Genomic DNA, 13,696 nt, shown 5'->3' with positions numbered 1-13,696 from the left:
TCCTCAATGCGTTTTCGGGGGCAGATAAGGTTCCAGCAGTTGGAGCAGGCGCTGCAGCGCACCCTGATTTTGATATAACACTTCAACGGCGTGACGACCGTAGAAATTACGATAATCCGCATCAGTCAGTAATGAGGAGACCTCTTTGGTGAGGGATGCGGCATCGGTGACCGTAATCAGTCCGCTCGCCTGCTCAAGACGGGCGCAGATATCTTTGAAATTAAAGGTATGCGGCCCCATCAGCACAGGAATGGCATGTGCCGCTGCCTCAAGTGGATTATGTCCACCACGCTCAACCAACGAACCGCCGACAAAGGCGAGATCGGCAATGCCGTACAACAGCATTAATTCGCCCATGGTGTCGCCAATCACAACTTGAGTACTGGCGGACGGCACGTCACCCGATGAGCGTGTGCTATAGCTTAGTCCAGCTTCGCGAACGAGGTTAGCGGCATCCGGGAAACGTTCCGGATGCCGCGGCACCAGAATCAGCAGCAAATTAGGGAACTGCTGCAGCAGAGACTGATGCGCGGCGATGATAATACTCTCTTCACCATCATGGGTACTGGTGGCAATCCAGACCGGGCGATGCGGCGCCCACTGGCGACGCAAGGTGACGGCTTTTGCTGCCAACTGCGGCGTCACAGAAATATCGAACTTGAGGCTGCCGGTGACGGTAACCTGATTGTTCTTTGCGCCCAGTTTTACAAAGCGCTGCCCATCTTCTTCATTTTGCGCCGCAATCAGCGTAATGCGACGCAGCAGTCTGCGGACAAATTTACCCAGCTTCTCGTAGCCCGCGGCTGAACGGGCAGACAGGCGTGCGTTAGCAATCACTAAAGGGATTTTGCGTTTATGCAGGGCGGCAATCAGGTTCGGCCAGAGCTCCGTTTCCATAATTAACACCAATTTGGGGTCAACTTTATTCAGAAAACGCGAGAGAGCATCCGGTAAATCATAAGGCAGATAGACGTGCTGAACATCGCTACCGAAGGCAGACTGGACGCGCTCTGAACCGGTCGGTGTCATGGTCGTGACCGTGATCGGGAGATCCGGATAGCGGTGTCGCAGAGCGCGAACTAAAGGGATTGCTGCTAATGTTTCACCCACGGAGACCGAATGCAGCATGATGCCGCCTGGTTTGAGGGGACGACGGTAGAAACCGTAGCGTTCAGCCCAGCGTTTACGGTAGGCCGGGGCCTTACGTCCGCGCACCCATAAACGTATCCAAATCAGTGGCTGGATAAGGTAGAGAAGGGCGGTGTAAAGCAATTCGAGCATAGTAAATCGCTGACTTAGGGATGTGCTGGGAATTCTATGTATTTAGCTGGGGCTTTACCATTACTTTTCCCGTTTTTGAATTAAATAGCCCCGGTGCGGCCTAAGGGATTCAGGAGATAACGTTTTTGGCATTTTTGTGTACTTTCTGCAGGTCTGTGCGTACAGGCATTCATGAGAGTAACAAAACACTCCAGCAACAACCCATCCTCAATACTGCATTTTATTGATTTAAAAGGTAATAACCACGTTTTTGCTCAAGGGCTATTCGTGTCGGATCGTGCCAAAAGAAATGGTACACTAGCACGTAAAAATGAGTGCGATATCAGTAAACAGGTAGCTGTTGAGCCTGGGGCGGTAGCGTGCTTTTTCAGCTTACCTTTATCGGATAATCACAACAAAAGAGTCGCTTGTGGAAAAGCCATTTCGAAAAATTCTGCTCATAAAAATGCGTTTTCACGGAGATATGTTATTAACGACCCCGGTCATTAGTACGTTGAAGCAGAATTATCCTGACGCAAAAATCGATGTGCTTCTTTACCAGGACACGATCCCCATTTTGTCTGAAAACCCTGACATTAATGCGCTGTATGGCATAAAGAATAAAAAGGCAAAAACGGTTGAGAAAATAACAAATTTCATCAGCTTGATCAGAGATTTACGTGCTAATCAGTACGACCTGATTATCAACCTGACGGATCAGTGGATGGTTGCGCTGCTGGTCAGGTTATTAGATGCACCGCTCAAAATTTCACAAGATTACAGCCATCGTCAGTCTGCATTCTGGCGCAAAAGTTTTACCCATCTGGCTCCGCTGGTAGGGGATAATGTGGTGGAGAGTAATCTGTCCGTACTGGTGCCACTGGGAGTGAAATCCTGGGTGAAGCACACGACAATGAGCTATCCCCCCGCCTGCTGGGAACGTGTGCGCCACGAATTAGATAAAGCGGGCGTCGGAGAGCATTACATCGTTATTCAGCCAACGGCTCGTCAACTATTCAAGTGCTGGAATAATGAGAAGTTTTCGCAAGTTATTGACGCTCTGCATAACCGTGGTTACCAGGTGGTACTCACCTCCGGGCCGGGTGCTGACGATCTGGCGTGCGTAAATGCTATTGCAGGCGCATGCAAAGCTGCGCCTGTGACCGCGCTGGCGGGTAACGTGACGTTTCCAGAATTAGGTGCATTGATTGATCATGCCCGACTCTTTATCGGCGTTGATTCTGCCCCTGGGCATATTGCCGCGGCCGTTGATACACCGCTGGTCTGTTTGTTCGGTGCGACGGATCATATCTTCTGGCGGCCATGGTCGAACAAGATGATCCAATTCTGGGCAGGTGATTATCGGCCCATGCCACCACGCGAGCAGCGAGACCGCAACGAAATGTATCTTTCAGCCATTCCTGCAGAGGATGTGATAGCGGCCATTGATACTTTGCTGCCTGATAAAGTGATCCCATCAGCGGAAGATGCCTCCTTATGATCATTGCCTTTTGTTTGTATAAATATTTCCCGTTTGGCGGTTTGCAACGTGATTTTATGCGTATCGCTCAGACCATCGCCGCACGTGGCCATCATGTGCGCATCTATACCCAGCTCTGGGAAGGCGATTGTCCTGACGCTTTTGAATTAATCCGTGTACCGGTAAAATCCCGAACGAATCATGGGCGTAATGCGGAGTATTATGCCTGGGTACAGGCGCACCTGGTCGACCACCCTGTTGACCGTATTGTCGGCTTTAATAAAATGCCCGGACTGGACGTTTATTATGCGGCTGATGTCTGTTATGCCGAGAAAGTGGCACAGGAAAAAGGCTTTTTCTACCGCCTGACATCTCGCTATCGGCACTATGCTGCTTTTGAACGCGCGACGTTTGAACAGGGTCAACCCACCCAGCTTTTGATGCTGACGGATAAACAGATAGCTGATTTTCAGAAGCATTACCAGACTGAAAGCGAGCGTTTTCGTATTCTCCCGCCAGGCATTTATCCGGACAGAAAATACAGCCAGCAGATCCCGAACAGCCGGGAAGTCTATCGCCAGAAAAATGGCATTAGCGAGCATCAGCATTTATTGCTGCAGGTGGGCTCTGACTTTACCCGTAAAGGTGTTGATCGCTCTATCGAAGCGCTGGCGTCATTGCCGCAAAGCCTTCGGCTTAATACGCTTCTCTTTATTGTCGGGCAGGATAAGCCGCGAAAATTTGAAGCGCTGGCCGAAAAGCTTGGAGTACGGGAAAATGTCAGCTTCTTTTCCGGGCGTAATGATGTGGCCGAATTAATGGCTGCTGCGGATCTCTTACTGCACCCGGCCTATCAGGAAGCGGCGGGTATTGTATTGCTGGAAGCTATCACCGCGGGATTGCCGGTGCTGACAACGGCAGTGTGTGGGTATGCGCATTATATTGCGGATGCTAACGGCGGTGCGGTGCTTGATGAACCCTTCCGGCAGACGGCCCTCAACGACATTTTACGTAAAGCGCTGACAGAGCCCTCATTGCGAACCGCCTGGGCGGAAAACGCACGGCAGTATGCCGATACCCAAGATTTGTACAGTCTGCCTGAGAAAGCGGCGGATATCATAACAGGTGGTTTAGATGGTTAAGCTGAAAGAGCCGTTAGCCACTTTATGGCGTGGTAAAGATGCTTTCGAGCAAGTCAAAACGTTACAGGGCGAGGTCTTCAGGGAGCTGGAGACCCGGCGTACGTTACGTTTTGAGCTGGCAGGAAAAAGTTATTTCCTCAAATGGCATCGGGGTACGTCTCTGAAAGAGATCGTGAAAAACCTTCTCTCGCTGCGCATGCCCGTTTTAGGCGCTGACAGGGAGTGGAACGCCATTCATCGGCTGCATAGCCTGGGCGTCGATACCATGTACGGCGTTGGGTTCGGGGAGAAGGGATTAAACCCGCTGACCCGGACATCATTCATCATTACTGAAGATCTGACCCCAACGATAAGCCTTGAAGACTACTGCGCGAATTGGGCGACCACTCCTCCGGACGTGAAGGTGAAGCGCATGCTTATTGAGCGTGTCGCAACGATGGTACGTAAGATGCATGCTGGGGGCATTAATCATCGTGACTGTTATATTTGCCACTTCCTGCTGCATTTACCTTTTACAGGCCAGAAAGAGGATTTGAAAATCTCAGTTATTGATCTGCATCGGGCGCAGATCCGCAATAACGTGCCACGCCGTTGGCGTGATAAAGATCTGATTGGATTATATTTTTCCTCATTGAATATCGGCTTAACGCAGCGAGATGTCTGGCGGTTCCTGACAATATATTTTGAACAACCGCTGAAAGATATTTTTTCCAGAGAAGGTCAACTCATTCAACAGGCAAATGTTAAAGCCAATAAAATTCGAGAAAGAACAATCCGAAAAACATTATAATTGTTCATTAGAGTGACCGAAGTACATTAAGCTATCAACGCGCCTCAGGTGTTTATGGATTGTCTATTCACCTATAATGGATAAGAGTTAAATATGTCTCAACTCAGCGACAAAGACGTTATTCTTTCAGTTCACGAATATAACTTCAAAAAAACATCCTCTCAAGATAGTTTTAATATCGCATTTGGTATCGATAAACACTTCCTTTTCGGCTGTGGCGTCGCGATTTCGTCGATCTTGTTAAATAATAAAACCATCAACTTTGAATTTCACGTCTTTACTGATTCTTTTAGTGAAGACGATAAATCACGGTTTTCAGCTTTAGCTGAGCAGTATCAAAGCTGTATAAAAGTATATTTAATCGACTGCGAAAAACTTAAGTCGCTACCAAGTACGAAGAACTGGAGTTACGCAACGTATTTCCGCTTCATAATAGCTGATTATTTTTATAATAAGATAGACAAGCTACTCTATCTGGATGCTGATATCGCCTGTAAAGGGAGTATTCAGGAGTTAGTCGATTATGTATTTGCAGAGCAGGAAATTGCTGCTGTTGTTTCTGAGAGAGATGTTGAGTGGTGGACAAATCGTGCCCTGAGGCTGACCACACCGGAGCTGACCTCAGGTTATTTCAACGCGGGTTTCTTGCTGATCAATATCAATGAATGGCATAAAAATAATATCTCCAACAAAGCGATTGAGATGCTACGTGTACCTGAGTGGGTGGAGAAAATTACGCACCTGGATCAGGATGTACTGAATGTGCTTCTGGCAGGAAAAGTCAGGTTTATTAATGGTAAATATAATACGCGGTTTAGCATTAACTATGAATTAAAAGAGGGTGTAGACAATCCGGTAAATGATGAGACAGTGTTTATTCATTATATTGGGCCAACTAAACCCTGGCATGAGTGGGCGAGTTATCCGATCTCGAAGAGTTTTTTGCTCGCCAAAGATGCTTCACCCTGGCATAACGTTGACCTCCTTAAGCCAACGAATAGTAACCAATTCAGATACTCGGCCAAGCACAAATTTAATCAAAAAATGTATGTTAAAGGCATCTTAAATTACCTTCACTATTACAAACTTAAAATTATTAAATGAAGGCATATAATAGTTTTGCTACGAAACAGGGTAGCTCACTAACAATGTTGGCCATAGCGTTTTTTATTAAATGATAACGCAACGTTAATGATGGTGAAAGGTAATTAAAAGTGGATTTTAAACAACTCACACAGTTTAAAGATATCATAGTGCTGGACAGGCGTACTGACGTTCGCGATGACCGCGACACGTTTAATATCTCCTGGGGTATCGATAAAAATTATCAGACTGGTGCTGCAATTTCTATTGCATCAATCCTGGAAAATAATAAACAGCAGTCAATTGATTTTACCTTTCATATCATTTCAGACTATCTGGACAATGAGTATATTGCGCTTTTAACACAGTTGGCTGAGCAGTATGGTACCGTCATTAAACTGTATATTATTGATGCCGAGCCTTTATCGTCTTTGCCTAAAACCAACATCTGGCCAGTCTCAATTTATTATCGCTTGATCTCGTTTGATTATTTTTCTGAACGTCTGGATAAATTACTATATCTTGATGCAGATATCACCTGTAAAGGCTCTTTGCACGATCTTGCTATGCTGAAGTTTAGCGATGAGTATGGTGCAGTGGTGGTAGATGTGGATTCGATGCAAAATAAAAGCGCGAATCGTTTAAACAATGCAGAGTTTAGAGGGAATTATTTTAACTCTGGTGTGATGTATATCAATTTACAGCAGTGGTTACGATCAAACCTTACTGAAAGGTTTTTCGAGTTACTTGCTGATGATGAACTTGTGAAGAATTTAAAATACCCTGATCAGGATATTTTGAATGTTATGTTCCTCCATCATGTGAAAATATTATCCAGAGAATACAATACAATATACTCGCTGAAGTCTGAGTTTGAGATAAAAGATACCAGCCACTACAAATCGATTATCAGCGATCGCACCGTTTTTATCCATTATACAGGTGTAACCAAACCGTGGCACAGCTGGGCAGATTACTCATCGGCACTCTTTTTCCGTAGGGTATATGAATTATCGCCATGGAAAGCCATCCCTTATCAGACTGCCATGCGAAAACATGAGTACCGTGAAAAATATAAACATTTGCTTTACCAAAAAAACTATATTGGCGGTGTTCTGGCTGCAGTTAAATATAATTTAATGAAGGGTTGATGTTACATGGTTGATAAAATTATATTTACGGTGACGCCCATTTTCTCTATTCCTCCTCGCGGCGCAGCGGCAGTAGAGACATGGATGTATGAGGTTGCACAACGAACCTCGATTCCGAACCGGATTGTGTGTATCAGGAATGAGGGATACGCAGATTTTTCACAGGTGAGTGAAAACTGTAGCATCCACCGTGTGGGGTTTAGCCGTATATACAAACGTCTGTTTCAGAAATGGACGCGACTTGACCCTCTCCCCTATTCGAAACGGATACTGAAGATCGCCAACGATTTTCCTGTCACCAATCACAGCGTGATCGTTGTGCATAACAGTATGAAGCTGTACCGGCAAATTCGACAACGTGCCCCGCAGGCAAAGGTCGCCCTACATATGCATAACGCGTTCGAACCGAAAGGGATCGAGCATGATGTAAAAATGATTGTGCCAAGTTTATTTTTGAAGAATTACTATCACTCTTTTCTTCCCAAAGCAGATATTGAGATTGTACCCAATGGGATTGATTTAAAACGCTACCAGTCCGACTCTGCGCCGATATCAGAACCTAAAATCGCGATATTACCTGATGAAAAAGTCATCTTTTATGCCGGGCGTATTGTGCCGGACAAGGGTGTTTTGTTACTTCTCCAGGCGTTTGAACAGCTTATTGCAACGCATAAAAATCTGAAGCTGATTGTTGTCGGCGACTATAACGAAATCAATAAAACTGATGGGGGAGCCTACCAGCGTGAGGTCAGAGCCGTTGCAGAACGTCTCGCAGACCGGTGCATTATGACAGGCAGCCTTCCACCCGATCAGATGCATCGATACTACCCGCTGGGTGATCTGGTTGTTATTCCTTCCCAGTTCCAGGAGCCATTTTGCATGGTGGCGATAGAGGCGATGGGGGCCGGAAAACCGGTTCTGGTGAGTACGCGTGGGGGGATGGTTGAGTTCGTTAAGGAGAACGACACCGGCTATCACCTACAAGAGCCGATGACAGCAGAAACCATTGCTCAGGATATTGTGGCCGTTTTGTACAATGCTGAGCTGTCCGACATCGCTAAACGTGGACAAAATTACGTTTATGAACATTACAGTTGGACTGGCGTCACTCAAAGGTTCGAAGAGGTTATTCACGGATGGTTTAACTGAAAAAAAGGCTACGTAACGTAGCCTTTTTTGATCATGCTTTCTTATTTTTCATCGCTAACAGGAAGCCAGCGAAAATACCGAGAAGGTCTAACTCTATCTGCTCAAAATTCCCACGCACTATGAAATAGCCGAAGAAAGATAACATGATGATGATATAGGCATTTAATGGCGAGTAGCGGTTCTCTCTAAATGCGTTAGACAGGCATTCTTTAATCACACCAGCATACACTAATAACAGTCCCGCTAGCCCCAGAAGACCCGTGCCAAACCAGACAAATAGCGCCAGATTATGTGGCCCAATAGACTCTCGGGAGATCCATGCAGGGTAATCAACGACGCGTTTATTGTAAACGTCATCATAGGCTTTATTGCCAAAACCATAGCCTTTTATCGGATTCTCCATGATGAGGTCAAATGCACTCCCTTGGGTTCCGTTGGTGTAGCGAGAGGAACTGTCGGTTTGCTGCAGTTTATAGGCTAACTTTGCTGACATCTCTTTATGTGCGAACAGTGCTGTAACAATAACTGCTGCAACAATCCCACCAGCAATCAGTAATTTCCATTGTTTGTACATTACGGTCCAGACCAGCCCCACAAGCAATACTGCCAGCCATGCTCCACGCGAAAGTGTCCCTAACAACAGAAACAGATACGCAGCGCCTATAATGAGAAACGCAATACGGTATTTTGCTGATTTAATGAGCCATAAGTTTAAAAGAGCGGGGAAAAGAAAGACTAATGCGTCGGAAATGCTACGATGCCTATAATCCGTAAACGGCCTAATGTCATTCTTAAAATCCTGATAGTAGGAAAAAAGCTCTGCCAGGCAGCACAGAATTAATGCGCAAAGAAATGAAGAAAATATCAACTTTGAGATGAGTTCTTTTCTTTCGTTCCGTAGCAATACGGGAATAGTAAACGAACATAACAGCATGTTTTCTATAACAGAGTTGTTAATAGATTTCAGACTGGCTTTAAAGTCGGGTGTTTGTAACAAAGAAAGTAATACCGCAACCGTTAGAAAAACAACACTGCCAAAAAGAAATGTTTTGAATGCAGATATATAATCTTTGAAATTTTTACACAAATAAACAATTGCTGTTATTGTCATAAGAATAACAATCAGATGTTTATACCGTGTGATATTATCTAAAAAATATGTAGCAATAAACAAGAAAACAAGAGTTCTGTTCCAGCATAACTGCCAGTTTTTTTTCTCATTAAAGAAAAATAATGTTTGGATCATCATTGCTCCGACATCTGCATACGAGTTTTTATAGCTTCAACAGTAAACGATCAAATACGGTAGAAGCAGACAAGTTGACAAGGCTTCTACTCGCAGAACGACACTCTTCCTGGTTCTTCCCGTAACCACCAATTAAGCCCGGATCCGTTGGCCCATATAATGTAATGTTTGGCCGATCCAGTGCCGCAGTCAGATGACTCAAACCGGTATCAACGGATACAACAACTTTAGCACCCGCCAATACGTGAGCCACGTCTTCCAGACTCATTCGTGGTAAGACATCGACGTAATCAAATCCTTCTGCCAGCCTTTTTGCTCTGGCTTCTTCATGAGCCGCCCCCCAGGGCAGCTTAATGCGCACTCCTGCTTCGCTCAGTAACCCAATTAACTCTCGCCAGTGGGCTTCTGGCCAATGCTTATCGTCCCGGGTCGTGGCGTGTAAAAATACCACATACGGGTTCATATTCGAATTCAGATGATTCAGGAAATGCCGGGCGATGGCATAGTCGCCCTGGGTTTCCGGTTTGGCGTAACCCAGGCTTTTGGCGAACAATTCACGGGTGCGCTCTACGGCGTGCTGCTGTTTGGCAATATGATGGCGATGACGATAGAACAGGCTTGCCAGCGGTTCGCGGGCAGTTTGCCAGTCCATGCCATGCTTTTCGCCCCGTGCCAGACGAGTGACCAGCGCGGAACTTTTGACCAGCCCCTGCGCGTCGATAATCGCATCGTAGTGTCGGGCGCGGACAGTCTCACGAAATGCGCGCCGCTCGGCTTTAACCGGCGCCGAGAACCACGCTTTGCGCCAGCGGCGAATCGCCACCGGGATCACGCGGTCTACTGCGGCGTGCCAGGTCGGGATCTGTGCGAAGCCTTCTTCGACCACCCAGTCAAAACGAATATCGGGAATGGCCTGCGTCGCGTCAGTCAGCGCGGGCAGAGTGTGCAGTACATCGCCCATTGAGGACGTTTTAACGATCAGCACACGCATTTGTTACCCTTCTTCACTCAATAACAGTTCATTCAGCTCGTCGAGGACGCGCTGTGGGGTGATGTCGATCAGACTCTGGTGATAACCCTCTGCGGCATCGCCTTTACGCACTTTGTGATAACCCGTGATCAGGCGAATGACGCGGGCTTTATGCGACAGCGGCGGGGTAAAGTCCGGGCTGCTCGGGCCATACAGCGCCACCAGAGGGCGGTTCAGCGCCGCGGCAACGTGCATCAGACCGGAGTCGTTGGAGACCACCGCCTTACAGGCGGCCAGCAGGATAACGGCCTGCTCCAGCTGAGTTTCTCCCGCCAGATTACGACACCATGCCTGCTGCTCCATACTTAGCGTGGCGAGGATTTCATTGCCCGCCTCGTGATCTTTCGCCGAGCCAAACAGCACAATTTGATAGCCTTCGTCGATCAGCTGTTTCGCCAGCTCAGCGTAGTGATAGTGCGGCCAGCGTTTAGCTGGACCAAACTCTGCGCCAGGGCAGAAACCAATCAACGGGCGATCGGTCAGCAGATCAAAGGCATTGCAGGTCTGTGATTTCTCGCCTTCATGCACCTGCAGCTGTGGCCACAGCAGCGGCTGCGGCAGGTCTTTTGCGCTGCGCATCACGCCCTGGTCATAGGCCAGCGCGACGTAGCGCTCCACCATCAGCGGCCAGGCGTCTTTATCCAGTACACGCGCGTCATTCAGCAGACCGTAGCGCATTTCGCCGCGCCAGCCGGTGCGGTGCGGCACGCCAGCAAAGAAAGGCACCAGCGCAGATTTAAAGGAGTTGGGCAATACGTAAGCGCGGTCATAGCGTTTTTCACGCAGGCTATGGCCGAGCTTGCGGCGTTGAGCAAGCTCCAGCGCCCCGTGACCAAGCGGCATAGGGATCGCTTCGTTCACTTCTGGCATGCGCGATAAAAGCGGACGGCACCACGCGGGTGCCATCACGTCAATTACCGCCTGGGGATAGCGCGCCTTGAGCGTGCGATAGAGACTTTGCGACATCATCATGTCGCCCACCCATGACGGGCCGATCACCAGTATCTTCATGCTTACTTCTTACGCGTCGCGGTTCAGCCAGGCCATGTATTCCGTCACGCCTTCGGCAACGGTCCTGAACGGCTTGTCGTAGCCGGCAGCGCGCAGGTTAGTCAGATCCGCCTGCGTAAATGCCTGGTAGCGACCTTTTAGTTTTTCCGGGAACGGGATGTACTCGAGGCTGCCTTTCTGATGGTACGCCAGCGCCGCGTCGGCCACCGCCTGGAACGACTCTGCGCGGCCGGTGCCAAGATTATAGATACCGGAAACACCGTTCTCCCAGAACCACAGGTTCACTGCCGCCACGTCACCCACATACACGAAGTCGCGCTTGAAGCCATCGCTGCCTTCGAACAGTTTCGGGCTTTCGCCGTTGTTCAGCTGGGTGTTCAGGTGGAATGCTACGCTCGCCATGCTGCCTTTGTGGCCTTCGCGCGGTCCGTAAACGTTAAAGTAGCGGAAGCCGACAATTTGCGAATTGGCTTCTGGCAAAATCTGACGCACATATTCATCAAACAGGAACTTAGAGTAGCCGTAAACGTTCAGCGGCTGCTCGTATTCGCGGGATTCAATAAAGTCAGACGTGCGGCCGCCGTAGGTGGCTGCAGAAGAGGCGTACAGGAACGGAATTTCATGTTCCAGGCAGTAGTGCAGAACCTCTTTTGAGTACTGATAGTTGTTATCCATCATGTACTTGCCATCCCACTCGGTGGTGGATGAGCACGCGCCTTCGTGGAAGATGGCCTCGATATCGCCGAACTCTTCGCCTGCCATAATCTGGATCAGAAAGTCTTCTTTATCCATGTAATCGGCAATGTTCAGATCCACCAGGTTAGCAAACTTGGTGCCGTCTTTCAGGTTGTCCACCACCAGAATGTCAGTGATGCCTTTGTCATTGAGGGCTTTAATAATGTTGCTGCCGATAAAGCCCGCGCCGCCGGTAACGATGATCATAGCTGTAACCTTTGAAGTGTGGAGCCTGGGGAAAATCCCAGGCACTAATACTCATATCATATCATTAGTATGACGACCCTTCAGCCATTCACCGACATCGCGCAGGGGTACACGTGATTTATGCTGCAAAAATGGTAACAGTTAATGTGTCATCTCGTATCGAGGTATAGGTTTGGGTAATATGTTCCGAAATTTGCCGAGTCTGGAGAATTGCAATGCGTGGTGATTTTTACAAACAGTTAAACAATGACCTGGAAACCGCGCGTGCGGAAGGGTTGTTCAAAGAAGAGCGGATTATCACTTCTGCTCAGCAGGCGGATATCACCGTTGCCGACGGCAGCCATGTGATCAACTTTTGCGCCAACAACTATTTAGGCCTGGCGAATCACCCGGCGCTTATCGCTGCGGCGAAAGCGGGCATGGACTCCCACGGTTTTGGGATGGCCTCGGTGCGTTTCATCTGCGGTACCCAGGACAGCCATAAGGCGCTGGAAGGCAAGCTGGCCGCGTTCCTCGGCATGGAAGATGCAATCCTCTATTCGTCCTGCTTCGACGCCAATGGCGGTCTGTTTGAGACTCTCCTCGGTGCGGAAGACGCCATTATTTCCGATGCGCTGAACCATGCATCAATTATTGACGGCGTGCGCCTGTGTAAAGCGAAGCGTTTCCGCTACGCCAACAACGACATGCAGGAGCTGGAAGCGCGTCTGAAAGAGGCCCGCGAAGCCGGGGCACGTCACGTTCTGATTGCCACCGATGGCGTGTTCTCGATGGACGGCGTGATTGCCAACCTGAAAGGCGTCTGCGATCTGGCGGATAAATACGATGCGCTGGTAATGGTCGATGACTCTCACGCGGTTGGCTTTGTCGGCGAAAACGGCCGCGGCTCGCATGAATACTGCGAGGTGATGGGCCGGGTGGACATCATTACCGGAACGCTTGGCAAAGCGCTCGGCGGCGCGTCCGGCGGTTATACCGCGGCGCGTAAAGAGGTGGTGGAGTGGCTGCGTCAGCGCTCCCGTCCGTATCTGTTCTCCAACTCGCTGGCCCCGGCGATTGTCTCGGCCTCCATCAAAGTGCTGGAGATGGTGGAAGAGGGTAGCGAGCTGCGCGACCGTCTGTGGTCCAACGCCCGTCTGTTCCGCGAAAAAATGAGTGCAGCGGGCTTCACGCTGGCTGGTGCCGATCACGCCATTATCCCGGTGATGCTGGGTGACGCGGTGGTGGCGCAGAACTTCGCGCGTGAGCTGCAGAAAGAGGGCATTTACGTCACCGGTTTCTTCTTCCCGGTGGTGCCAAAAGGTCAGGCGCGTATCCGCACCCAGATGTCGGCGGCGCATTCCCCTGAGCAAATTGAGCGTGCGGTCGAAGCCTTTACCCGCATCGGCAAACAACTGGGCGTGATTGCCTGA

The 13,696-nt window shown here is 48.8% G+C and carries 12 protein-coding genes; 7 read left to right on the top strand and 5 right to left on the bottom strand.

Annotated features, from left to right (window positions below):
* Positions 1-3: 3 nt before the first annotated feature.
* The gene (waaA, locus tag M8014_RS13695) at positions 4-1,281 is read right to left on the bottom strand and encodes a lipid IV(A) 3-deoxy-D-manno-octulosonic acid transferase (protein WP_271282973.1); all 1,278 of its coding nucleotides are present in this window, start codon (positions 1,279-1,281) and stop codon (positions 4-6) included.
* Positions 1,282-1,690: 409 nt separating this feature from the next.
* Here waaA and rfaQ point away from each other — a divergent pair, with 409 nt between their 5' ends.
* From rfaQ to M8014_RS13665, 6 genes are all read left to right on the top strand, one after another.
* Positions 1,691-2,761, top strand: coding sequence for a lipopolysaccharide core heptosyltransferase RfaQ (gene rfaQ / locus M8014_RS13690; protein WP_271282972.1), 1,071 nt, complete (start codon positions 1,691-1,693; stop codon positions 2,759-2,761).
* Positions 2,758-3,882: a glycosyltransferase family 4 protein gene (locus M8014_RS13685; RefSeq protein ID WP_271282971.1), complete on the top strand. Its 1,125-nt coding sequence runs from the start codon at positions 2,758-2,760 to the stop codon at positions 3,880-3,882. The genes rfaQ and M8014_RS13685 overlap by 4 nt, the downstream gene beginning before the upstream one ends.
* A complete protein-coding gene (rfaP, locus tag M8014_RS13680; RefSeq protein ID WP_271282970.1) occupies positions 3,875-4,672 on the top strand; it encodes a lipopolysaccharide core heptose(I) kinase RfaP in 798 nt (265 codons plus the stop codon). The genes M8014_RS13685 and rfaP overlap by 8 nt, the downstream gene beginning before the upstream one ends.
* Before the next feature lie 93 nt (positions 4,673-4,765).
* Complete coding sequence (gene waaO, locus M8014_RS13675; protein WP_271282969.1) at positions 4,766-5,776, top strand: lipopolysaccharide 3-alpha-galactosyltransferase; 1,011 nt, start codon at positions 4,766-4,768, stop codon at positions 5,774-5,776.
* Between the two features lie 110 nt (positions 5,777-5,886).
* Entirely contained in the window at positions 5,887-6,906 is a 1,020-nt protein-coding gene (locus tag M8014_RS13670; protein ID WP_271282968.1) for a glycosyltransferase family 8 protein, read from the top strand.
* A 6-nt stretch (positions 6,907-6,912) separates the two neighbouring features.
* Positions 6,913-8,055 (top strand): lipopolysaccharide N-acetylglucosaminyltransferase, encoded by a 1,143-nt coding sequence (locus M8014_RS13665; RefSeq protein ID WP_271282967.1) that lies wholly within the window; start codon positions 6,913-6,915, stop codon positions 8,053-8,055.
* Positions 8,056-8,086: 31 nt separating this feature from the next.
* On the opposite strand, the gene rfaL is transcribed toward M8014_RS13665, so the two are convergent.
* The 4 genes from rfaL to rfaD are packed head-to-tail and all read right to left on the bottom strand — an operon-like array spanning position 8,087 to position 12,284.
* Positions 8,087-9,301, bottom strand: coding sequence for an O-antigen ligase RfaL (gene rfaL / locus M8014_RS13660; RefSeq protein WP_271283096.1), 1,215 nt, complete (start codon positions 9,299-9,301; stop codon positions 8,087-8,089).
* 28 nt (positions 9,302-9,329) lie between these two features.
* Entirely contained in the window at positions 9,330-10,292 is a 963-nt protein-coding gene (rfaC, locus tag M8014_RS13655; RefSeq protein WP_271282966.1) for a lipopolysaccharide heptosyltransferase RfaC, read from the bottom strand.
* Between the two features lie 3 nt (positions 10,293-10,295).
* Positions 10,296-11,342 (bottom strand): ADP-heptose--LPS heptosyltransferase RfaF, encoded by a 1,047-nt coding sequence (gene rfaF / locus M8014_RS13650; RefSeq protein WP_271282965.1) that lies wholly within the window; start codon positions 11,340-11,342, stop codon positions 10,296-10,298.
* A gap of 9 nt (positions 11,343-11,351) precedes the next feature.
* Complete coding sequence (rfaD, locus tag M8014_RS13645) at positions 11,352-12,284, bottom strand: ADP-glyceromanno-heptose 6-epimerase (protein ID WP_271282964.1); 933 nt, start codon at positions 12,282-12,284, stop codon at positions 11,352-11,354.
* 215 nt (positions 12,285-12,499) lie between these two features.
* On the opposite strand from rfaD, the gene kbl reads away from it, so the two are divergent.
* Positions 12,500-13,696, top strand: a complete 1,197-nt coding sequence (gene kbl / locus M8014_RS13640; RefSeq protein ID WP_271282963.1) for a glycine C-acetyltransferase — start codon at positions 12,500-12,502, stop codon at positions 13,694-13,696.

The sequence above is a fragment of the Silvania hatchlandensis genome (assembly GCF_025564065.1).
GTDB classification, from domain to species: domain Bacteria; phylum Pseudomonadota; class Gammaproteobacteria; order Enterobacterales; family Enterobacteriaceae; genus Enterobacter; species Enterobacter hatchlandensis.
Note: the sequence above shows the minus strand (reverse complement) of the source record. Positions and strands in the feature narration are given on the sequence as shown.